This is a genomic window from Bradyrhizobium sp. WSM2254 (assembly GCF_000472645.1).
GTDB lineage: Bacteria > Pseudomonadota > Alphaproteobacteria > Rhizobiales > Xanthobacteraceae > Bradyrhizobium > Bradyrhizobium niftali.
The window spans coordinates 1-1,210 of record NZ_AXAB01000103.1 but is presented as its reverse complement, the minus strand read 5'-3'; the positions used below and the strand labels follow the sequence as shown (position 1 = coordinate 1,210).

1 protein-coding gene is annotated in these 1,210 nt (G+C 61.3%); it reads left to right on the top strand.

Features of this window, described 5'->3' with window-relative positions:
• Positions 1-118: 118 nt before the first annotated feature.
• Positions 119-1,210 (top strand): IS630 family transposase (locus tag A3M7_RS0137690; protein WP_049823956.1); only part of this gene is annotated, 1,092 nt, incomplete at its 3' end.

Genomic DNA, 1,210 nt, shown 5'->3' with positions numbered 1-1,210 from the left:
ATAGAGGTGGATAAAAGCCAGATACTGCCCCTGCGTGGGCGTGAAGGGTTTTGTCGAAGGACTCAAGCCGGCCATCCGATTCAGTTGTTCGTGCGTGCCTCGAACGAGGAGGCACGCCATGAATGTACGCTATCGGGTCGAACTCAGCCAAATCGAGCGCACCGAACTAAGGGCGCTGCTCAGCGGCGGCAAGCATGCGTCCCGCAAGCTCAAGCGAGCGCAGATTTTGCTGGCCGCCGATGCCGGGACCAGCGACGAGGAGGTCGCAAGGAGCGTTGGCGTGAGCTGCTCGACCGTATATCGGACCAAGCGACGCTTCGTGGAAGGCAATCTGGAGCGGGCGCTGAGCGAAGAGCCGCGTCCCGGAGCGGAGCGCAAACTCACCGGCAAGGAAGAAGCCTTGCTGGTGGCGACCGCCTGTGCCAGTCCCCCGAAGGGCCGTGCCCGCTGGACGCTCAAGCTGCTGGCAGGCGCGATGGTCAAACTCACCGAACACAAGAGCCTGTCGCACGAGACGGTTCGGCGGCGCCTGGCGGAAAACGACCTCAAGCCCTGGCGCAAAGACATGTGGTGCATTCCGCAGGTCGATGGCGAATACGTCGCCCGCATGGAGGATGTGCTCGACCTTTACGCCGAGGCGTCTGATCCCGCGCGACCGGTGGTATGCTTCGATGAAAGCCCCGTGCAACTTATCGGCGAAACGCGTCAGCCCATTCCGGCCAAGCCCGGTAGGCTCGAACGTTACGATTATGAGTATCGTCGCAATGGCACCGTCAATCTCTTCGTCCTGCTCGACGTGCATCGTCCCTGGCGCAAGGTCAAAGTCACTGAGCGGCGCGCGGCAAAAGACTACGCCGAATGCATGCGCGAGCTCGTCGACATCCATTATCCCGACGCTGAGATCATCCGGGTCGTCCAGGACAATTTATCGACCCACTCCGCCGGCGCCCTCTATCAGGCGTTCCCGCCCGCCGAAGCCAGGCGGATTTTGCGACGGCTTGAGTTCCACTACACGCCAAAGCACGCAAGTTGGCTCAACATGGTCGAGATCGAAATCGGCGTCCTGCGAGGCCAGTGCCTGGATCGCAGGATCGACGATCCCAAGCGACTGCGCCGCGAAATCACCGCTTGGGAACGACAACGAAATACCGCCCGCTCTCGCATCAAATGGATGTTCACGACAGACAAGGCTCGCGCCAAAATGGCAGGC